This is a genomic window from Erwinia papayae (assembly GCF_058241465.1).
The window spans coordinates 609,854-629,483 of record NZ_JBZCHT010000009.1 but is presented as its reverse complement, the minus strand read 5'-3'; the positions used below and the strand labels follow the sequence as shown (position 1 = coordinate 629,483).

At 55.2% G+C, this 19,630-nt stretch carries 17 protein-coding genes and 1 pseudogene; 2 read left to right on the top strand and 16 right to left on the bottom strand.

Annotation, left to right across the window (positions count from 1 at the left end; genetic code table 11):
* Positions 1 to 155 precede the first annotated feature (155 nt).
* The 14 genes and pseudogenes from AC3RPL_RS07675 to AC3RPL_RS07610 all read right to left on the bottom strand — a co-directional run bounded on the left by AC3RPL_RS07675 (position 156) and on the right by AC3RPL_RS07610 (position 16,376).
* A pseudogene (locus AC3RPL_RS07675) lies at positions 156 to 1,840 on the bottom strand (methyl-accepting chemotaxis protein).
* Positions 1,841 to 2,070: 230 nt separating this feature from the next.
* A complete protein-coding gene (gene cheW, locus AC3RPL_RS07670; protein ID WP_490739535.1) occupies positions 2,071 to 2,568 on the bottom strand; it encodes a chemotaxis protein CheW in 498 nt (165 codons plus the stop codon).
* A gap of 24 nt (positions 2,569 to 2,592) precedes the next feature.
* Positions 2,593 to 4,602 (bottom strand): chemotaxis protein CheA, encoded by a 2,010-nt coding sequence (gene cheA, locus AC3RPL_RS07665; RefSeq protein WP_490740653.1) that lies wholly within the window; start codon positions 4,600 to 4,602, stop codon positions 2,593 to 2,595.
* A 10-nt stretch (positions 4,603 to 4,612) separates the two neighbouring features.
* Positions 4,613 to 5,653 carry a flagellar motor protein MotB gene (gene motB, locus AC3RPL_RS07660; RefSeq protein WP_034935734.1) on the bottom strand — a complete coding sequence of 347 codons (1,041 nt, stop codon included), beginning with the start codon at positions 5,651 to 5,653 and terminating at the stop codon, positions 4,613 to 4,615.
* Complete coding sequence (gene motA, locus AC3RPL_RS07655) at positions 5,650 to 6,537, bottom strand: flagellar motor stator protein MotA (protein ID WP_034935732.1); 888 nt, start codon at positions 6,535 to 6,537, stop codon at positions 5,650 to 5,652. The genes motB and motA overlap by 4 nt, the downstream gene beginning before the upstream one ends.
* 133 nt (positions 6,538 to 6,670) lie before the next feature.
* Positions 6,671 to 7,252 carry a flagellar transcriptional regulator FlhC gene (gene flhC / locus AC3RPL_RS07650; protein WP_261640407.1) on the bottom strand — a complete coding sequence of 194 codons (582 nt, stop codon included), beginning with the start codon at positions 7,250 to 7,252 and terminating at the stop codon, positions 6,671 to 6,673.
* A complete protein-coding gene (gene flhD / locus AC3RPL_RS07645; protein WP_034935729.1) occupies positions 7,252 to 7,605 on the bottom strand; it encodes a flagellar transcriptional regulator FlhD in 354 nt (117 codons plus the stop codon). Before flhD ends, flhC begins: the two co-directional genes overlap by 1 nt.
* A 929-nt stretch (positions 7,606 to 8,534) precedes the next feature.
* Positions 8,535 to 9,965, bottom strand: coding sequence for an alpha,alpha-trehalose-phosphate synthase (otsA, locus tag AC3RPL_RS07640; protein ID WP_490739534.1), 1,431 nt, complete (start codon positions 9,963 to 9,965; stop codon positions 8,535 to 8,537).
* Positions 9,940 to 10,749 carry a trehalose-phosphatase gene (otsB, locus tag AC3RPL_RS07635; protein ID WP_490739533.1) on the bottom strand — a complete coding sequence of 270 codons (810 nt, stop codon included), beginning with the start codon at positions 10,747 to 10,749 and terminating at the stop codon, positions 9,940 to 9,942. Before otsB ends, otsA begins: the two co-directional genes overlap by 26 nt.
* 407 nt (positions 10,750 to 11,156) lie before the next feature.
* Positions 11,157 to 12,323: an HD-GYP domain-containing protein gene (locus AC3RPL_RS07630; RefSeq protein WP_490739532.1), complete on the bottom strand. Its 1,167-nt coding sequence runs from the start codon at positions 12,321 to 12,323 to the stop codon at positions 11,157 to 11,159.
* A gap of 109 nt (positions 12,324 to 12,432) precedes the next feature.
* Positions 12,433 to 13,332: a MurR/RpiR family transcriptional regulator gene (locus AC3RPL_RS07625; protein ID WP_490739531.1), complete on the bottom strand. Its 900-nt coding sequence runs from the start codon at positions 13,330 to 13,332 to the stop codon at positions 12,433 to 12,435.
* 131 nt (positions 13,333 to 13,463) lie between these two features.
* Entirely contained in the window at positions 13,464 to 14,327 is an 864-nt protein-coding gene (locus AC3RPL_RS07620) for a transporter (protein ID WP_490739530.1), read from the bottom strand.
* Positions 14,324 to 15,373: a phenylacetaldoxime dehydratase family protein gene (locus AC3RPL_RS07615; RefSeq protein WP_490739529.1), complete on the bottom strand. Its 1,050-nt coding sequence runs from the start codon at positions 15,371 to 15,373 to the stop codon at positions 14,324 to 14,326. The genes AC3RPL_RS07620 and AC3RPL_RS07615 overlap by 4 nt, the downstream gene beginning before the upstream one ends.
* Position 15,374: 1 nt before the next feature.
* On the bottom strand, positions 15,375 to 16,376 hold the full coding sequence (locus tag AC3RPL_RS07610; RefSeq protein ID WP_490739528.1) for a nitrilase: 1,002 nt from the start codon (positions 16,374 to 16,376) through the stop codon (positions 15,375 to 15,377).
* A 194-nt stretch (positions 16,377 to 16,570) separates the two neighbouring features.
* On the opposite strand from AC3RPL_RS07610, the gene AC3RPL_RS07605 reads away from it, so the two are divergent.
* Positions 16,571 to 17,527: a helix-turn-helix domain-containing protein gene (locus tag AC3RPL_RS07605; RefSeq protein ID WP_490739527.1), complete on the top strand. Its 957-nt coding sequence runs from the start codon at positions 16,571 to 16,573 to the stop codon at positions 17,525 to 17,527.
* Between the two features lie 115 nt (positions 17,528 to 17,642).
* On the opposite strand, the gene AC3RPL_RS07600 is transcribed toward AC3RPL_RS07605, so the two are convergent.
* Positions 17,643 to 17,933 (bottom strand): hypothetical protein, encoded by a 291-nt coding sequence (locus tag AC3RPL_RS07600; protein WP_490739526.1) that lies wholly within the window; start codon positions 17,931 to 17,933, stop codon positions 17,643 to 17,645.
* A gap of 228 nt (positions 17,934 to 18,161) precedes the next feature.
* On the opposite strand from AC3RPL_RS07600, the gene AC3RPL_RS07595 reads away from it, so the two are divergent.
* The gene (locus AC3RPL_RS07595) at positions 18,162 to 18,470 is read left to right on the top strand and encodes an EthD family reductase (protein ID WP_261640396.1); all 309 of its coding nucleotides are present in this window, start codon (positions 18,162 to 18,164) and stop codon (positions 18,468 to 18,470) included.
* A 61-nt stretch (positions 18,471 to 18,531) separates the two neighbouring features.
* On the opposite strand, the gene hemB is transcribed toward AC3RPL_RS07595, so the two are convergent.
* Positions 18,532 to 19,509: a porphobilinogen synthase gene (gene hemB, locus AC3RPL_RS07590; RefSeq protein WP_367167120.1), complete on the bottom strand. Its 978-nt coding sequence runs from the start codon at positions 19,507 to 19,509 to the stop codon at positions 18,532 to 18,534.
* Positions 19,510 to 19,630 lie beyond the last annotated feature (121 nt).

Sequence of the window (19,630 nt, the reverse complement as noted above, 5' to 3'; positions counted from 1 at the left end):
GCCCGTCTCTAACGCTTACAGCAGCAGATGGTAGTTATGATGCCCCGGTAGATATGTCCGCTCCCGGAACAAAGTGGACTGTTGCATCAGAAAAGGTCTGTATGGCGGGTATAGCGCAACCGGCTGGCTGATACAGCCGGTTGCAGAGGTACAATTTAAAACGTTTCCCAGTTGCCCTCACCGGCCACCGGGGTGACAGCCGGTTTACGTAACGCAGGTTGCACCGGTTTTGGCAGCGCCGCGACAGGGGCAGTGATGTTAACCACCTTATTCACCCGGAAGACGGCAACGGCCTGAGTCAGACGGCTGGCCTGAACTTCCAGCGCAGCGGCGGCGGCGGCAGATTCCTGCACCAGCGAGGCGTTCTGCTGGGTGACGCGGTCCATTTCGGTCACCGCCGTACCCACCTGGTCGATACCCTTACTCTGCTCGTCTGAAGCCGATGAGATCTCACCCATGATGTCGGTGACGCGGGTCACCGCATTGACGATTTCCGTCATGGTTTCACCCGCCGTGCCGACCAGAGCAGAACCGCTGTCCACCCGCGCCACGGAGTCCTCGATCAGTCCTTTAATCTCTTTCGCCGCCTGGGCGCTGCGCTGTGCCAGATTGCGCACCTCACCGGCCACCACCGCAAAGCCGCGCCCCTGCTCCCCGGCCCTCGCCGCTTCCACCGCCGCGTTCAGCGCCAGAATGTTGGTCTGGAAGGCAATACCGTCAATCACGCTGGTGATATCGGCAATTTTCTTCGAGCTACCGACAATGTCGTGCATGGTTTTCACCACGCCATCCACCACCTTGCCGCCCTTCAGCGCCGTATCGGAAGCGCTGCGCGCCAGCTGCGAAGCCTGACGGGCGTTTTCGGCGTTCTGTTTCACCGTGGCGGTCAGCTGCTCCATACTGGCGGCGGTCTGTTCCAGCGACGCCGCCTGCTGTTCAGTTCGCGCGGAGAGATCGTTGTTTCCGGCAGAGATTTCACTGGCTCCGGTATAGATCGCATCCGATCCGTCGCGCACGTCACTCACCGTACGCACCAGCGACTGCTGCATATCTCGCAGACTGCCGGCCAGCTGGCTCATCTCATTGCGCCCTTCCACCTCAATCGGATGGGTCAGGTCACCGCCAGCGATATGGCTGATATGCGTAATGCTGGTTTGCAGCGGTTTGATCAGGATACGGTTCAGACCAATCCAGCACAGCACGATGGTGACCACCACCAGCACCAGTACGCTACTGATGACCCACAGCATGGTGCGGTACGCCTTGTCATTATCCGCTACACCCTGCAAGGTGACCACGTTCTGCGCACTGCGCCAGGCGGTATACGAGGCCTTCAGTTTATTCTGGTTCTGCTCCACGTTAAGCTTAAACATCTGGTCCAGCTGCCTGCTGTCCATCAGTTGCAGCATCTGCGCCAGCGCCTGCGAATAGGCGACGTAATCGTCTTCCATGGTTTTGGTTATGGTCGCATCGACGCCTTTGGTATCGGGGATAGCCTGATAAAAAGCAAAGGTTTTGTCAGCACTGGCCAGCAGTTCTTTACCCTGAGCGCTGATGGTGGCGAGCAGGTGGTGTTACTGGTGACCGGCGTGGCACCGCCGTTTTGCGCATCGGTTTGCAGGCGCAGCATCCCCCGGTTTACCGCAATACGGGTCTGGTTTAACAGCACCCAGGCATCGGTGAAGGACGATACGTTCTCACTGGCGTTCTGCGCAACGGAGAAGTTATTTTTGTCGCTGGTCAGCGCATTAATGAACAACCCTCCGGCCAGCAGTTGCAGCGAGCCTAAAACCAGCAGCACCAGCAACAGGCTGGTGACGACTTTGATACGTTTGAACATGGCAAACCTCAGTAAAAAAGTGACGCTGTAACGCCTGTATCGACGTCGTTCTAAAATTCTTTATGTGGCTGTAATCAGGTTTGTCAGACTGAAATACCGGCTTAATCGTTGTGGCAGCATTTCATCTCGGGAAAAAGGGGTGAGCAACGCGTTTAATAACGGGCCTGGATTACTGGTCAGCTGAGGAGCCTGCCCGACTACTCAGGCCCCGGCGACACAGCCCGTCAGGATCAGGCGCTGCGCAGCGTATCCATCAACGCCATCTCTTCGCTGTTTAACAGCTTTTCAATATCCACCAGAATCAGCATCCGCTCGCCCAGCGCACCCAGGCCGGTCAGATATTCAGTGGACATGGTGACCGCGAACTCCGGGGAAGGTCGGATTTGATCCTGAGTCAGTGACAGCACGTCAGAGACGCCATCCACTACGATCCCCACTACCCGCTGCTCCAGGTTCAGCACGATTACCACGGTGTTGTCGTTGTACTGCACACCGGGTTGTTCAAACTTAATGCGCAGATCGATAATCGGCACAATCACACCGCGCAGGTTAGTCACGCCTTTAATAAACGGTGGCGTGTTGGCGATGCGCGTCACCTGGTCATAGCCGCGGATCTCCTGCACTTTGAGGATATCAATACCGTATTCTTCTTTACCGAGTGTGAACACCAAAAATTCCTGGCCTACCGTTTCGCCAGCAAGTTTAGTGACAGTTGCCATTCCAGTCATAGTTATACCCTTAATCGGTTATAGTCAGGCTGCGGCTCCCGCCACACGCTTTTCACGGTTGAGAGATTGCAAAGCCGATACATCGACGATCAGCGCCACGCTGCCATCACCGAGGATGGTGGCTGCCGATATGCCCAGAACTTTGCGATAGTTACTTTCCAGATTTTTTACCACCACCTGGTGCTGACCAATCAGTTGATCAACCAGCAGCGCATAGCGCTTTCCTGCGCTTTGCAGGATCACCACGATGCCCTGCGTCGCTTCAGTTTTCGCGCCCTGCACGTCAAAGACGTTCCACAGTTCGACCAGCGGCAGATACTCACCGCGCACTTCAAGCACGCGTTCGCCACCGGCCAGCGGATGCAGGTCATTTGCCAGCGGTTGCAGGGATTCCATTACCGCATTCAGTGGCAGAATAAAGACTTCATCCGCTACGCGCACCGACATGCCATCGAGGATCGCCAGCGTCAGCGGCAGCAGGATACGGATAGTGGTGCCCTTGCCCTGCTTCGAGGCAATTTCGACATGCCCCCCCATCTCCTGAATGTTACGTTTCACCACGTCCATGCCGACGCCACGTCCGGAAACATCCGTCACCTGCTCCGCCGTCGAGAAGCCCGGCGCAAAGATCAACATGCCGACTTCTTCATCGCTCATCGACTCACTGACCGGCAGTCCGGAAGAGAGCGCCTTGGCAAGAATACGTTCCCGGTTCAGACCGGCACCGTCATCCACCACTTCGATACAGATGTTGCCGCCCTGGTGTTCCGCAGACAGCGTCAGATTACCCACCGCCGCTTTGCCGGCAGCCAGGCGTTTTTCCGGTGATTCAATGCCGTGGTCGAGGCTGTTGCGCACCAGGTGCGTCAGCGGATCGATAATGCGTTCAATCAGGCTTTTATCCAGCTCAGTAGAGCTACCCAGCAGAGTCAGCTCCACCTCTTTGCCCAGTTTGCTGGCAAGGTCACGTACCAGACGCGGGAAGCGGCTGAAGACATACTCCATCGGCATCATACGAATTGACATCACCGACTCTTGCATTTCACGCGCGTTACGCTCCAGCTGCCCCATGCTGTTCAGCAGGTCACCATGCGCAACCGGGTCCAGCTCTCCAGAACGCTGTGCCAGCATCGACTGGGTGATCACCAGCTCGCCCACCAGGTTAATCAGCTGGTCTACTTTCTCCACCGCCACACGGATGCTGGTGGATTCGCTGGCCTTCGGCGCGGCAGGTTTTTTCGCCGCTTCGCGCTTCACCGCCGGAGTGATTTCGCTGACGCTGGCAAGTTTTGCTACCGGTGCCGCTTCTTCTTCAGCAACCGGTTCTGCTGGTGCGGCCGCTTCAACGGCAGGGGCAGCAGGTTCGGCTCCGGCGTTCAGGAACTTAATCTGGGATTCGTCAATCACGAAGCAGAGCACGGCCACGATATCGTCGGGGCTGACGGACGAGTCCAGCGTCACCTCAACGGAGGTTTCCCCTTTCAGCACATCGGATACGCTGCCCAGATTGCCCAGCTCTTCCAGCATCAGCGGGATTTCAGTGGGTTTCAGGTCAAGCAGCGCCAGACGCAGGCCCGCAGGAGAGGTGGCTTCTGCCGCCACAGGCGGCTCTGCTGCCAGCTTTTTCGCCGGCGCGATGGTTTCGCCTTTGGCTTCCAGAGCCAGCTGGCGCAGCGCCTGACAGATGTACTCAAACGTCGCGGCATCGGGTTCCGAGGCGGTTTTATAGGCATCCAGCTGTTCTTGCATAATATCTTTCGTTTCCAAAAACAGGTTGATGATATCGGTGCTCAGCTGCATTTCACCGCGCCGGGCACCGTCAAGAATGTTTTCCAGAATATACGTGGTTTCCTGCAATACAGTGAAACCAAAGGTCCCCGCGCCGCCTTTGATTGAATGGGCTGCGCGGAAGATAGCATTCATCTGTTCCGCATCCGGTTCCTGCGGGTCGAGGCCCAGCAGGTGTTGTTCCATGTCGGCCAGTAACTCGTCGGCCTCATCGAAAAACGTCTGATAAAAATCGCTGATATCCATGCTCACGGTATCACCTCTGCTGTGAGTCGCGACCGGTCTGCGCCGCAGCATCAGGCCGTCCCGAGGAAAATGCCCTCGGTGCAGTCTGGCTTGCTGCTGGCTCAGCCTTTGGTGGTTGAGGGGCTGGGTTATTGTTGGCATCCGACGGTATTGACGGTGCCACTATTTCTTTAAGACCGGTTGTGTCGCCACCGCTGAATTGAACCGCGTCACTTTCCGAGTTTTCTTTTTCAATCTGCATTTCGGTGTCATGGTTCAACACCAATAAACTGATGCGGCGATTAACGGCATCATTGGCGCCGCGATTTTTTAATTTCATGGTGTCAGCCATGCCAAGCACCCGCAGCATCTTGCCGGCATCCAGCCCGCCCATCACCAGTTCGCGACGTGAAGCGTTAGCGCGATCTGTTGACAGTTCCCAGTTGCTGTATCCCCGGTCACCGGTGGCATACTGGAAATCATCGGTGTGTCCGGCCAGACTGATTTTGTTCGGAATATCATTCAGGATTGGCGCAATCGCCCGCAGAATGTCACGCATATAGGGTTCCACCTCCGCACTGCCTGTTTTGAACATCGGCCGGTTCTGGCTGTCGATAATCTGAATACGTAACCCTTCTTCCACCATATTGATGATCAGATGTGGTCGCAGAGCTTTCAGCCGCGGATCGGCTTCAATCAGCTGATCCAGTTTTTCACGCAGGCGGTTAAGACGGATCTCATCCAGCTTGCGTTTTTCCGCATCCATATCGACCACTTTATGCACTTCGCCGCTCTGCTGTGTCACATCCTGGCCGCCGCCGGGAATGACGCTGACGCTTTCACTGTTGCGACTTCCGCCGGTCAGCGCCACCTTCAGCGGGGTTTTAAAATATTCCGCAATACTGGCGCGCTCTGAAGGGGTGGAGATGGAAATCAGCCACATCACCATAAAGAACGCCATCAGCGCGGTCATAAAGTCAGCGTAAGCAATCTTCCATGAACCATGCCCGCCTTCATGGCCTTTATGCTTCTTTTTCCTGACCAGAATGATGGGATGGTTATTGTGTTTCATGCGTCCTGATCCGAAGTCTGTTTCGCTGGTGTCTTGGCGTTACGTACATGTTCTTCCAGCTCGGTAAAGGATGGCCGGTCGGTTGAATAGAGTGTTTTACGACCAAATTCCACCGCGATTTGTGGCGCATACCCATTCAGACTGGACAGCAACGTCACCTTAATGCACTGCATCATCTTGGTGGTTTCCGCACATTTCTGTCGCAACACCCCGCCAAGAGGAGAAATAAAGCCATATGCCAACAGAATGCCTAAGAAGGTTCCCACCATCGCATGGGCCACCGAAGCGCCCAGCTCTGCGGCAGGTCGGTCGGCAGCCGCCAGCGTGTGCACCACCCCCATTACCGCCGCCACGATACCGAAAGCGGGAAGTGAATCGCCCATCGATTGCAGCGCGGTGGCCGGTACTTCACATTCGTGTTCGTAAGTTTCAATCTCTTCGTCCATTAACGCTTCGATCTCAAAGGCATTCATATTGCCGCTGACCATCAGTCGTAAATAGTCGGTAATGAAGTCCACTAATCTTTTATCGGCAAGAATGCGTGGGTAATTAGCAAAAATTTCACTTTCCTGCGGATTATCAATATCTGCTTCCAGCGACAACATCCCCTGCTGACGCGATTTCGCCATCAGACGATATAAGAGCGCCATCAGGTCCATGTAGACCGACTTGTTATATTTCGCCCCACGCATCAACAGTGGCAGAGATTTCATGGTGGCTTTAATTGCCTTACCGTTATTCCCCACAACAAATGCGCCAATTGCCGCCCCGCCAATAATCAGCAGCTCAGAGGGTTGATAAAGCGCGCCAAGCTCGCCGCCTACCATTGCGAATCCGCCCAACACCGATCCAAGGACCAGGATATAACCCAAAATAATTAACACGATAAATCCTTACGTCTGCTGACGTGTGGGTGGAAGACGTTCAGACCGCCGCAGATTGATATTACCGGCCGTGGACAAAAAAAAAGCAGCGGTTAAAAACCGCTGCTGGATCCATTCCACGTGGCAAACTCAATTAAACGGCTTGTTTAACCTGTTCATCCAGCAGTTGTGAAATGTTATCGGCAGAATCTGCGATAAGTTTACGTCTTTTTACCGCACGAGAAGGCGGCTGGCACAGGCTGCAAACAAAGCTGCCAACAGGCTGATGCGCATGATTTATAAAGCTTCCACCGCAGCATTTGCAGTCATTAAGTTCCAGCATTCCGCTCTCGACGAAACGTACCAGGGTCCAGGCGCGGGTCAGCGCCAGCAGCGGCCCTTCTTCCTGCTGTTGCGGACACTGTTCCAGGTAGAGGCGATACGCTTTAATCACCGCATCGACACCTTTGCTCAGGCCGCTTTTCAGTAAATACTGCCAGGCGTTACAGAACATCGAGGCATGAATATTCTGTTCCCAGGTCATAAACCAGTCGGTAGAAAAAGGCAGCATACCTTTTGGCGGTGGGCTGCCGCGCAGTTCTTTATATAATTTAATTAAACGACCGCGACTGAGCTGGGTTTCACTTTCCAGCATCTGAAGGCGTGCGCCGAGGGAAATTAATTCCATTGCCAGCTGAATATCACGCGCTTCCTGAACAATACTTTTTTCGCTCATTAACTCGCCCTCTTTTTAGGCAGTTCATCTTTCTTATCAGAGACGCTGCGCAGTAAACGGCTGGATAATAAAATGCCGGTGTGAATCTGTTGCAGGTCATCCACACGAGATTCCTGGGTCAGGCGATTAATTGTATTGTGGTCAGTGAAGCGAAACTGACACACCAGTTGATTGGTTTCAGCCAGCTTGACCATTTCAGGCAAGGTCAACTGAGAGAGGGCATCGGCCATGGCTTCGTCAATACCCAGACGAAACATTGCAGAGGCTTTTTCCTGGTTAATAAGACGCTGTGCAAGCAGTAAATATGACAAGTTAATGTCGTAGATATGTTTTAGTAATTCTGATGTGCCCATTTTTTCCCATCCCACTGTCACGACTTAAACGTTTACGGATTGCGCCGCTACCTGATTACTGACTGGTAAATCTGAAGATGGCAAAAAATTAAGTGGCCATAGCCAAACGCTTGCAAAGCTGAGGGCAACCCAAAAGAGGTAGCCATACAGAAAGTAGTCATAAACTCATTTTGCCAGTTACTGCTCCGACGTTTTCTTGCTTTTCCCTGGCTTCACCCTACTGAGTCTTAGTCATTCTTAAGACTATTCCGAAAACAAAGCAACTTTATATGCTCTTATTTACGGATTCAACGTGAGCCAGGCTAAATTTTAGATAAAGTGTGATCTGCGTCACAGTTTTAGGTGTGTTTTGATCAAAAAAAACCTAAAGCAGGACTGTTCATTAGTTTACTAACTAACCATTTTCGTCAGTTTTTGTTAAATTTCTGCCTTTTCGGCGCATCAGCAAATGGAACTCATTCATTCTCAGCAAATAGCACCGCTAAAAAGGGAAAATAATGCTGAAACGTGAATAATTAACCTAAAAAGAAAATAAAAGCAGAATTTATATTCTGAAAAAGAAATCAGGAAGGGGTAAAAAATTAAATTTATAAATGTGACTATCACGCCTGTATTGAAGTAAAAAAATGTGACACAGCGCAAATTTTTTCCGACAAGTGTTGGTCTTTTGTAAGGTGTGGTAGGTAAGTGTTCAGCGGATGAAAGAAGATGTAACAGGGAATTACATTAATATTATGAATGTTTTGGCAGATTCCAGGACTACACCATGAGTATCGGCTGGTGCAGCTTTTTCTTTAATAAAAATGGCACTTTTTTCCTGTTTTTATTTTCGCTGGCCCTTTTTACGGCCATCTGGCAGCCTGAATTTGCCTTAAAAGCAAAAAGAACAAGAGCGATCCCGGATCGCTCTTGTTCTTTTCTGGCACAGATTATGCGGGGCGTTGAAAGGTTGCTACCTTATCACCCTGAGCAGAATGCTCACTACGCAACGGTAACGCCTGTAAATCCTTCAGGTAGGATTTCTGCCACTGGGTGATATCGTTTTTACGTAATACCGCCATCATGTCGTTGTAGCGTGAGATACGCTCGTTTAACGGCATGGTCAGCGCCTGGTTAAGCGCAGCAGCCACTTCATCGCGATCGTAAGGGTTAACAATCAACGCCGACGTCAGTTCGTTAGCGGCACCGGCAAAACGGGACAGCACCAGTACGCCAGGGTCCTTTGGATCCTGAGCGGCGATGTACTCTTTCGCCACCAGGTTCATACCATCCCGTAGTGGCGTGACCAGACCAATGTCCGTCAGGCGGAAAATCTTCATCAGCAGACGCCGGTCAAAATGCTGATTCAGGTAATAAAGAGGCGTCCAGCCGAGCGTGCCGTACTTACCATTGATGCGTCCGGCTTCTGTTTCCAGCTGATGACGGATGTCCTGATAGGCCTGAACGTCGCCACGCGATGTCGGCGCAATCTGCGAATAGCGGATTTTCCCGCGATGCTCAGGATAATTCTCCAGTAAGGCTTCATAGGCCAGGAAGCGCTCCGGCAGCCCTTTGGAATAATCAAGACGCTCACAGGCGATAATATTCTTTGCATCACCGAGATCTTTTTTCATCGCCGCCATTTTCGGCGGTAACGGCCCTTCCGCCATTTCGCTGATACTGTCCGGCTCAATGCCGATGGGATAGACCTCGGTAACGAAGTGCTGACCAAACGCCTGATGCTGTTTTCCTTTCCCGCGCAGCTGGGTGCAGAGTGACAGACATTCAAGGAATGCGGTGCGGTCACTTTCTGTCTGGAAGCCCAGCAAATCGTATTCGCACATCATTTCCAACAGTTCGTTGTGCGGCGGCAGCGCATTAAAGATTTCCGGCGTAGGGAACGGGATGTGCAGGAAGAAGCCGATGCGGTTCTGTACCCCAAGTTTGCGCAGCGCGGCGGCAAACGGCAGCAGATGATAATCGTGGATCCAGATCACATCATCCGGCTTTAACAGCGGTAGCAACCGGTTCGCCAGCATTTTATTGACGCTCTGATACCCTTCCCACGCTTCGCGTTGATAGTTAACCAGGTCGAGACGGTAGTGAAAAGCGGGCCAGATGACGCCGTTGGAGAACTGCAGGTAGTAAAGATCGTAATCGTTCTGATTAAGCCCCAGCGAGGCGTATGTCACGCCGTCCTGCTCAAACAGGTTCAACTCCTCGTCATCTTCGCCTATTTCATTGATTTCGCCGTTCCAGCCAAACCACAAGCCTCCGGTAGTTTTCAGCGCATCCATAATGCCAACGGTAAGGCCGCCTGCACTGACTTCTGATCCATCGGGAACAGCGATGCGGTTAGATACGACCACTAAACGACTCATAACCTTGACTCCTTACCGACGTTATATCGTCTTTGTCTAATTTTAATCGTGTTTGTGCCAGCCAGTGACCAACGGCCGCGACATCCGGCAGGCGATACCCTGCTTCGGTCTGGCCTTCACCGACTTTGACTGAAATACCGTCCATGGCATTGACCGCGGTAAATGCTGCTTCGTCGGTCAAATCATCACCAATAAATACCGGCGTTCTGCCGGAGAATGGGGCCTGCTGCATAAATGCTGCAATGGCAGCCCCTTTGTTAACCCCTTTGGGTTTAATTTCCACCACGCATTTTCCGGGTTGCAACGTCAGTTGCGGAAAGCGGGCAACCATGGACTCCGCCAGCGTCAATACCCGTGACTGATACTGTTCTGCACGGCGATAATGCAGGGCAAAGGCCATGCCTTTGGTTTCAAGCTGAGTTCCCGGCATCGTGGCCATTGCCTCCGAAAGCAGGGAAGTGAGCGCTGCTGCCACCTCATCCTGCAGGGTGTGGCGTTCAAGCCGATCGCTGGCATCGCGACGCTCGGCGCCATGCACCCCCGCCAGCGGCAGGTGCAGGGGGGCAACCAGCGCATCCAGCTCGTTAATGGGACGGCCTGAAACCAGGGCCAGCGCGCCTTCACTGACGTGGGCCAGCGCCGCCAGACTGGTAATAACCGGCTCAGGGATAAAAACTTCGTCCGGACGTGACTGGATAGCAGCCAGCGTGCCGTCGACATCAAAAAAGAAGGCGTAGCGCACCTTCCGGGATAAATCAGGTCCGGTATCGCTCTGAGTATTCACACTATTCCTCCTGATAAAAAGTCTCATCACCACGGCGTGTTCAGTCCGGGAGCACGATCTTCAGCGACCATTGGCTGGCCGGAACATCCGTATCGCATGAGAAAGAGAATGGTCAGGGACAGCGACAGCAAATAATCAGAAAAGAGATTATTCAGCAGCAGATGAAAAAGCATACGTGCGGGCAGATTTCAGTAATGTTCTGTTTCCCTCTTCGCTGGTCTGCACGGCAGGTGCGTCTGACCTCACCCCATTGTCATTTACGCGACAATACGTTTCTAAGTATAGACCCTGGTAAGGGTTCTGCCAGACAAGGTAGCGGCAGGGAAAAGGCAGGGCTGGTCCGGCTTCAGTACCGGCCACTCAGACGGGGCAAAAAATCCTCTGCGTGAATGACACCTCAACTCTCTTCAGGCGACCGGCCGCATCCACAACGCGTTGGTATCCACCCCGTCCCAGCAGTCTGAATCTTCAGGACCGGAAATCCTGTCCAGGCACTGGCTGTCGGCCAGATCCACCATCTGCCGACCAAGATACTGGCGGGTCTTCAGGGAGTAAAAAACGCAGACTTTCGGTTGCAGCAATGACTCTCCCCCCTGCTCCGCCACTACCGCCACCCGCCCGGAGGCCAGACGCACGACAGAACCAACCGGGTAAATGCCCACCGCTTTTACAAAGGCATGAAAGATTTTACGGTCAAAATGGCCCTGCCAGCTCGCCATCTCACGCATGGCGCTGGCCGGGTTCCAGCCTGCCTTATAGGGCAGGTCTGAGGTGACCGCATCATAGACGTCACAGACGGCCGCCATCCTTGCCAGCTGAGAGATGTCCGGCCCCTTCAAACCGTGGGGATAACCGCTGCCGTCCATTTTTTCATGATGATGCAGCGCCACGTCCAGCACCTCTTCATTTTCACCGCTTTGCCGTAACAGCGCCTCACCGGCCTCCGGATGCTGCTTCATCAGGGTAAATTCTTCTGCGGTCAGCTTGCCGGGCTTGTTAAGGATTGCCAGCGGAATCGCCGCCTTGCCGACATCGTGCAATAGCCCGGCGGTTCCGGCACAGCGGATCTGCCACTCACTCAGTTGCAGCTGCCGCGCCAGCGCCACCATCAGCGCACAAACCGCCACCGAATGCAGCCAGGTGTAATCATCATGGGTTTTCAGCCGCACCACGCTGAGCAGCGCGACCGGGTGGCGACTGACGGAGTTACCGATTTCGTCCACCAGCGGCAGAGTGCTGACCGTATCGATGGTGCGCCCCAGCCGGGCTTCACTGAACATCTCCCTGACCTGCTCTTTCGCCCGCAGACAGAGGGCTTCGGCCTGCATAATCTCGTGATGAATACCCTGTGCGGTGTGGATGCTGGCGTGATCACTGTCGCTTACCGCCGGACCGCACCCTTTGTCGAGGTCAATCCATACGGCCTGAATGCCGTTGGCTGCGATAGTGTGAATTTGCTGTTCAGTGGTCAGCAACATATCGTTGTGCACCAGAGGATCTTTCAACCAGAAAACCTCCAGCTTGTGCACATACATCCCGGTGCGCAGCTCATCAGTCTGAACTTTAATGATCATTGGCTTCTCCCCTGGGATACTGCCGGTCTCACTCTTCAGAAAAAATATCGGCCCGGCGGCGCAAAGCTTCAGTATTTACCGTTCAACAGACAGGTCGTTTTAATCCCTTTCAGCGGCCATTTTTTCGCGGTTTGGTCAGGGCGTTACTTAATTCATACAGACGGTTGGTGGTCAACATCGGCACTTCCGGCGCGGCGGCAGCCAGGGCCAGAACAAGGATCTCAAGACAGATCAGCGGCGTGCCATGCACCGGTATCTTCCCCGCTTCCGCGCTACGCGGGATCAGGATTACCGTATCAGCATAGTCAACGAAAGCCGCATCCGGCGTTCCGGTGAGCAGAATGACCGGCATCCCCAGCCGCTGCGCCTCGGATACGGTGGTGGTGCCTTCACGGTGGGCACTGCGCTGTGCCAGCATAATCAGCACATCGCCCTTACGCATCGCTACCAGCTGTTCGCTCAGCCCTGCCCCGGTGCGGTTGAGTGCATAGGCAGGAGTACCATTACGGTTAAACAGCCGTACCGCATAGTCCGCCAGCAGAGATGAAGCGCCTATACCAAATACCGCTATGCGGCTGGCAGACTGGAGCAGCGTGGTGGCGCGGGAGATGGCAGCGCGATTGGCTTCGCTCGCCAGCATTTCACAGCTAATAAGGTAACTGTTGAGTACAAAATCGGTACTGGAATTGGTATCCGGCGTCAGGGCGCTGACGGTCGTCGCCAGCCGGGCCGGGAAGCTCAGGGTGTCGATCAGTCCGCCTTTCAGCACATTTTTTACATCGCGCAGTCCGGAGAACCCCAGCGCCTGAATAGCACGGATCACCGTGGCGTCAGAGGTATGTGTCCCGGCGGCGATCTCAATGGCGGTCATATTCAGTACGGCAGTGCGGTGCTGGTCAATATACTCAGCCACCGCCAGCAGCCGTGGCGACAGCAGATGACGGCAGGCGCGCAGGCGCTCGCCATACAGGTCAGGATGATTGCCGGAAGGAAGCGTTGAGGTTTTCACATCGTAACCAGAGTGTTAAATAAAATCAGTCTACAACAGCCGCAACTTTTAACGCCATGCTGATTTTAAGTCGAAGTTCAGGCTGTGGCGCTTTACCTCCGGGCAAAGCGGCATCCGTGCCGTCCACCGGCTCAGAACAGAAAACCTGCACGGAAGCTGAGACTGGTATCCTGACGGAATCCCTGCTCAACCGACAGATCGCGTCCCGCCGAGATCTGCAACTGGATCCCCGGGGTAATAAAATGCGCTGCCGATACCCGCAGATAAGTGGTGTCGAGCCGGTCATGCTGGCGCACGCCGTCAATGCGGCTTTCGGCACCGGTTATCCAGCCCCCACCGACGCCAAACTGGGTTGCGGGCGACAGGCTGTAACGCAGCCAGGCCTGATACTGATAACGCGGTTGCTGTTGCAGGGTGGCATCACCAGCCCCGTAGCGGCTGTTGCTGCTTACCCAGGATACATCTGCCCCGTTCTCAACCGCCCAGGCATCCGAAAAATGGTGGATCCACACCCCCTGCATCAGGTATCGCCAGCGATTCTCGCCGACGTTTATTGGCTTATCGTTATCGTAAGCCCCGGTTGGCGCATAAATAAACGGGGCCAGCGAGAGAATATCGCGCCCATCGCCGCCGGGGTCTGTTTTCACCGGCAGGCCAAAAATGATATCACCCACGCCGGATGCCTCACCCAACGCCGCCGCGTCGCCGCCTGCACTGACGCTGGCCCACGGCAGGATCACCTGTGGCTCAATGCTGATATTCTCCTGCGGTCGCCAGGCGTGGATATAGCGCAGCAGCATAGCCGTGGAGCGTAACCGGTTATCGCCTGCCACTTTGCTGCCCTGCGACCAGAGCGTATCGCTGTGCGTATACTGGAAATAGGTCAGGAACAGATTTTTGTCTGCGGGCAACATCTCATAATCACCCGGCGCGAATTCCAGCGCGTGGGCCGTGGGCATCACCGCTAACAGGGCCAGGATGCTTATTTTTTTCATTGTTTTTCCCCGAGGCCGTGCGCCATCAGACCGCTGTGTGGATGGCAATTGATGTAGCTGAAATGTTGTGCACTGGCTGGCACCACCACAATTTCATGCCACAAGCGCAGGGTGATATTGAAGTTCAGCTCCTTCACGTAGCGCATGAATCCACCAAAAATGGCGACATGGGTGGGATGGCTGCGGGCCCACAGTTCCAGCGCCGCCAGATCGCTGAAATGCGCCAGCCCGAAGGTTTTTTCTGTTTCAGCGCCGCTGACCCTGTCCAGCGCCGTCATAAAGCGACAGCTCAGGCAGCCGACGGTCGCCCCCTCATCGCGCAAAAAATCCATCCCTTCGCGCAGCACCGGGGCGACTTCAGCAAGATATTTGCGGCGCTCCTCCTGCCCGGTGGCTGACCAGTCCTGGCCGGAACGGATCAGGCAAAGATTCTCCCGCCCGTCCAGCGTCACCCGCCGCCCCTGTGACTGGCGGCGTTGAGGCAGCGTGCTGCCCGCTAATTCTGCGCGCTGTGCCACAGGAAGCCGGTCGCGGGCGCTGCCCCAGTAACCGTGCTCCTGCATTTCATCACTCATCCCGCTGGCAAGGTGCGCCACCCCCTCCTTTGATGAGCGGTCGGAAAAGATGGTTTCAAAGCGGTCGGCTGTCGGGCACACCACCTCAAGAAAATAGCCACAGGATCCCTCTTCCCGCTGCGGCGAGGTCCACCAGCTGTGGAAACCACTGCTATGTTGCCACTGGTCAAACTGCTGCGGCGAAGCCCAGTAAGCAATCGCAACCAGATTATGAAAACCCATCGCGTCCTGACAGCAGGCGGTATCCCAGTGCAACGGCCCGTCCGAGTGCGCAAAGCGCGTCGTTACCGGATGCAGATCCGCCAGTGAGAGTGGCGTTCTGGCCTGCACGCCGAAATACGCCATCACCACCTGTCCGGTCAGCGGAGTAAAACGGGCGGTCCACGCCGGAAAAGGCGGCTGGTAATCCTCAGGCAGCGTCGCGGGATGTTCTCGCGCCACGCGCAGATGTTGCGGAATAGCTGATTCCATTTTATTCCTCCCCGGCTTCCGGCAGTTCAATCCACTGCCGGGCGACAGTTTCATCAGCGGTGACCAGCGGCCGGTTTGCCGCCGGATTGAATAGCAGGCGGGTCACATCAGGCCGTGAGTAGTGCCCGACCGGATCGGCGGCAAATTTGGCACAGGTGATGGCTGCTGGTTGCAGAGTGGCAATCAGCAGACCTTCTTCATTTTCTGCCAGCGGTGTAGCCAGTTCACCGCCGTCCGGGCCGTAGATCCGCGCATGGCCGCCACCGGCGCTCAGCAGCTGCTTTTTGCTGTCGTCGCTGCACAGCTGCGCCACCATCTCTGGCGACACGATGGCGCAGGGGGCAATGACAAAGCACTGCCCTTCGGCGGCATACAGGCGGGAGGCGGCGGTGTTCACCTCCGGTCCCAGTGCGGCGGTCGCCCCGCTGTACAGGCTGAAGCTGGGCCAGGCGGCAATGTGGATCTCCTGGTGCTGTGCATACATGGCGTAACGGGTCAGCGGTTGCAGATGCTCCCAGCAGCACAGCGCCCCCATAACCCCTAACGAGGTATCCCAGGTGGTCAGTGACGAGCCGTCGCTTTCGCCAAAAAGTGTGCGTTCGACATGAGTGGCTTTCAGTTTTCGGCGGGTGCCGACGGTTTCGCCATTGTTGTCAATAATCCACTGCGAGATGTACAGGCTGCCGTGGTCGCGCTCACTGAATCCCAGCACCACCCAGATATTGTGTTCCCGCGCAGCGCTGGCAATACGCCGGGCCTGCACGCTGTCCAGCACCAGCGAATTCTGATGATACTGATACACCATCGGCATATTTGCTGCCGGAGAGTCCAGCCACAGAAACCACGGATAACCAGGGATCCAGGTTTCCGGAAATGCGATCAGTTCAGCACCACTGGCCGCGGCCTGTTTAATCAGCTCAAGGGTTTTATCTACGGTCCCTTGCAGATCCATCCAGACAGGGGCCGCCTGTACACAGGCCACGGTAATCGGTTTGTTCATCATTTTTTTGTACTCCTGAAACTGAAATGGGCAGGAGAACGTTATAGCCGCCGCCATGGCCGGGGCGATATGACAGGAAGGAACCAATCATTGTCTGTCAGGGAACAACCGGGTGTTCCACCGCTGCGCCCTGAATCTCGCAAGGTTATGGAACAAAGTTTGCATTGACCATTGCAGTACGAGTGGAGGAGCAAGCGATGCAGACCTTTGATACCGGGGCCGTGGCCTGGGCCGACCGCAGTGATTACTGGCGGGATGCCATCAGTCAAACCTTTATCCCGCTGGAGTGCGCATTTGCTGACGGTGACCGTCAGGGCCGGATCACCAGCGGCGTCTGGCAGGATTTGCGTATCTCCGAAATTGCCTGTAGCGCCCAGAATGTGTTGCGACGCCGCCGGGGGGCAGATAATCATCCGGATAATCTGATCCTGCTCAGCGTGGTCAGTCAGGGCACCACCTCGGTGGCCCAGGCCGGTCAGCAGGTTTCTCTGACGGCGGGTGAGTTCGGGCTTTATGACACCCGTCAGCCTTATCAGCTGCACCTTGAAGGGGAATCGCGTCAACATGTGGTGCAGATTCCGGTGGAACACCTCTGGCAGCGGCTGGGGAAAACCGACCGTCTGCTGGCCTGCGGTTTTGGCAGCCAGCATCCGCTGATGCCCTATTTACAGATGCTGCTGGCTAATCTGATGGCCCTGCCGGATAGCCTGCCACAACAGTATGCGGCGATGCTCTACGACCAGTTACTGTCGCTGGTCAGCAGTATCATTTCTGACCAGTACAGAACCACCAGAAACCAGAACGGTAGCTGGCATGGATTGTTATTTCAGATAAAAATCATGATCAACAGCCATCTGGCGGAACAGAGCCTCTCCGCCAGCACGGTGGCGGCGAGCTTTAACATTTCTCCCCGCTATCTGGCCCGGCTTTTTCAGAAAGAGGGCACCTCGTTCGGCAGGTATCTGCTCAGCCAGCGGCTGGAGAAATCCGCGCAGGCGCTTCGTTCGCCGCTGAACAGCCACACCCAGGTCAGCGAAATTGCCTGGCGAAACGGCTTCAGCGATATGTCGTGGTTTTCCCGGGAATTTCGCAGCCGGTTTGGCTGTTCGCCCACCGATTACCGGCAGGGCCGCCAGCTGACGCTGGCAGAATAATCGGGGTAAAAATGGGCCATCAGGCAAAAATTTTCTCATCTTCAGCCCGATGGCATCAGCACGGTGAAAAAACGGGCACCAGCTGCGGCTGTAAATTTTATCCGACGACCGGTGCTTATTTATTGCCGGAGTGCTTTTCTGACTGGCCGCCAGGATAAGCCGTGCTTTCCGGCTGTGGTTGTTGCCGGTTAAGCTCCCGGAATGCCGCAGAGAGCAGCGAAAGCTGTTCAGCCAGCTCGCTCAGTTTCCGGGTCATCGCCTGGTTTTGTTCCGATAACAGCTGGTTGTAACCTTGTAACTGATGCAGCATCCCTCTCTGGCGGCAACACCACCAGCCAACGCTGACTATGCAACACAGCAACACACCGATTCCGCTGATGCTGAGCCAGGGCAGTAAAATCATCATTTATTCCACAGGTTCAGAAAAGAGAGAGCAGATATAGCATTCGGCCCGTGCAGAATCAGTCGCAAAAATTGCACCCGTCAATGCAATAAATAGCCGCCCCCTTTCCTTAACAGACCGTGCGCAGGCAGCCCTCCCGGCAGGAAATGTGCTGGCTGATGGCTATAATTGTGTCGCGGAAAGCGCCTTGCGCGCGATGCCTTTACGCCAACCAACAGCTGAGGAACCACTTTGATCAGATACAGCGTACTTTATCCCCACACCGCCAACGGCACCTTTGACCACGACTATTATCGTGACGTCCATCTGCCGCTGATCAAAGCCAGAATGGGCGACAAGCTGCTCTCGTACACGATTGACAGGATCACCGCCATGCCGGATGGCTCTGCCGCGCCCTTTGTGGCCGCCTGTCATCTGCTGTGCCGGTCGGAGGAAGCGTTGCAGCAGGGAATGAGCGGGCATGTTGATGAAATCGTCGCTGACGTGGCGAACTTTACCAATATCGCTTCGATAAAGTGGATTGCAGAAGTGAGGGAATAGCCCTCTGTGGCAATAACCGGGCAGACGCGGCGGCGTTGACTGCCGCCCCTGCCCGCAGGCGTTACAACAGTTTTTGCTCTGCCAGATCCAGCGCGAAGTAGCTGAAAATCAAATCTGCACCGGCGCGTTTGATTGCGCCCAGGCTCTCCAGCACCACCTGCCGCTCGTCGATCGCCCCCGCCTGCGCGGCGAATTTGATCATCGCATACTCACCGCTCACCTGATAAGCCGCCAGCGGCAGCTCGGTACGATCGCGCAGCTCACGGATAATATCCAGGTAGGCGCCGGCAGGCTTGACCATCAGCGAATCCGCACCTTCAGCCTGATCGATTAAGGATTCGCGGATTGCCTCGCGGCGGTTCATCGGATTCATCTGGTAGGTTTTGCGGTCGCCTTTCAGCGATGTTCCTGCGGCTTCACGGAAAGGACCATAAAAAGAAGAGGCGAACTTGGTAGAGTAGGACATGATGGCGGTATCGGTGAATCCGGCCTGATCCAGCGCATGGCGGATCGCCGCCACCTGCCCGTCCATCGCCGCCGACGGTGCGATAAAGTCGGCACCGGCATGAGCAGCGGCCACCGCCTGTCGGCCCAGATTGACCAGCGTGGCATCATTGTCCACCCCGTGCTCATGCAGCACGCCGCAGTGGCCGTGGCTGGTATATTCGCAAAAGCAGGTATCGGACATGACGATCATTTCCGGCACCGTCTGTTTACAGATACGCGCCATGCGCGAAACCAGACCGTTCTCCTGCCAGGTGTCACTGCCATCGGCATCGGTGTGATGTGAAATACCAAAAGTCATTACCGCGCGGATACCTGCTCTGGCAATACGCTCGATTTCATATGCCAGACGCTTTTCGGGAATACGCAGTACGCCCGGCATCGCCTGAATCGCTTTGTAATCATCAAGCTCCTCTTCAACAAAAATCGGCAGAGCCAGGTCATTCAGGCTGAGAGTGGTTTCCTGAAACATCGAACGCAGGGAAGGCGTCTGACGCAGACGGCGTGGGCGTAAACCTGGAGAATAACTGGACAAAACAACCTCGTTTTAGCGACACAACTCCGGCGGCTGAGCGCCGGAGTAAAAAAAGGAGAGGGCTAACACTATACCTCTGCACGCCGGGTGACAATCTTTCCCCGCCCCTTATTGCGACGAC

Excerpts from the sequence above, each read along its gene's own strand:
- cheW (WP_490739535.1), bottom strand. The coding sequence starts at position 2,568 with ATGACTGGAATGGCAACTGTCACTAAACTTGCTGGCGAAACGGTAGGC.
- cheA (WP_490740653.1), bottom strand. The coding sequence starts at position 4,602 with ATGGATATCAGCGATTTTTATCAGACGTTTTTCGATGAGGCCGACGAG.
- motB (WP_034935734.1), bottom strand. The coding sequence starts at position 5,653 with ATGAAACACAATAACCATCCCATCATTCTGGTCAGGAAAAAGAAGCAT.
- flhC (WP_261640407.1), bottom strand. The coding sequence starts at position 7,252 with ATGAGCGAAAAAAGTATTGTTCAGGAAGCGCGTGATATTCAGCTGGCA.
- flhD (WP_034935729.1), bottom strand. The coding sequence starts at position 7,605 with ATGGGCACATCAGAATTACTAAAACATATCTACGACATTAACTTGTCA.
- otsA (WP_490739534.1), bottom strand. The coding sequence starts at position 9,965 with ATGAGTCGTTTAGTGGTCGTATCTAACCGCATCGCTGTTCCCGATGGA.
- AC3RPL_RS07630 (WP_490739532.1), bottom strand. The coding sequence starts at position 12,323 with ATGATCATTAAAGTTCAGACTGATGAGCTGCGCACCGGGATGTATGTG.
- AC3RPL_RS07620 (WP_490739530.1), bottom strand. The coding sequence starts at position 14,327 with ATGAAAAAAATAAGCATCCTGGCCCTGTTAGCGGTGATGCCCACGGCC.
- AC3RPL_RS07615 (WP_490739529.1), bottom strand. The coding sequence starts at position 15,373 with ATGGAATCAGCTATTCCGCAACATCTGCGCGTGGCGCGAGAACATCCC.
- AC3RPL_RS07610 (WP_490739528.1), bottom strand. The coding sequence starts at position 16,376 with ATGATGAACAAACCGATTACCGTGGCCTGTGTACAGGCGGCCCCTGTC.
- AC3RPL_RS07605 (WP_490739527.1), top strand. The coding sequence starts at position 16,571 with ATGCAGACCTTTGATACCGGGGCCGTGGCCTGGGCCGACCGCAGTGAT.
- AC3RPL_RS07600 (WP_490739526.1), bottom strand. The coding sequence starts at position 17,933 with ATGATGATTTTACTGCCCTGGCTCAGCATCAGCGGAATCGGTGTGTTG.